Annotated in this window: 2 pseudogenes; both read right to left on the reverse strand. The window is 63.2% G+C overall.

What is annotated here, in order from left to right:
* A pseudogene (locus U9983_RS26705) lies at positions 1 to 448 on the reverse strand (hypothetical protein); the annotation flags it as partial.
* 12 nt (positions 449 to 460) lie between these two features.
* Positions 461 to 550 (reverse strand): annotated as a pseudogene (locus U9983_RS28210) (hypothetical protein); the annotation flags it as partial.
* Between the last annotated feature and the right edge of the window lie 42 nt (positions 551 to 592).

The raw sequence follows: 592 nt of genomic DNA on the forward strand, positions 1-592 counted from the left end.
GGTGCTTCAACTGCGGCAGCGGCATCGGTGGAATCCGGGGCTTCGGCAGCGGTATGGGCTTCAGTTGCGTACGAGGGTGCACCTGTACAACACGCCCACCAGCAGTAGACCGAGGCTTCAACGCCGGCTCGATAACAGGATCACGAACAGGCGACGTAGCCGGCGAAACCACCGGCCACTCATCATCCGAATCGTCATAATCCACCCAGTGCGGCCGCGGCTCAACAGGCGGAGGCTTCGGCGCAGATTTCGGCGCAGAATCACCCGAAAGCAAAAACAGAGAACCGAAAAGTGCAAGCCCAAGGGCAACCGGTGCTCCCACTCCGGTCCCCGCCGCAACCGCTGCCCCACCGAGCAGAACCCCTGCAATCGCATCCTCAGGATCAGAACCCGGCGCGAAATGACCGGACGGATCGTTGTAGGCCAGCGGATTGGCGTTGCCATACACATACCGGTTCGCCGAGATCCCCGACGTCAACGGCAGACCGACACTGTCCCGAGAGACAAACCCGCCGGTCCCCGGGGTGTACCAGCGGGCCTCCGCACTCACCTTGGCCGTCGTCGGATCCGTCCACGACCCCTGAAACCCGAC

This window comes from Protofrankia sp. Cas3 (assembly GCF_963555955.1).
Lineage (GTDB): Bacteria > Actinomycetota > Actinomycetes > Frankiales > Frankiaceae > Protofrankia.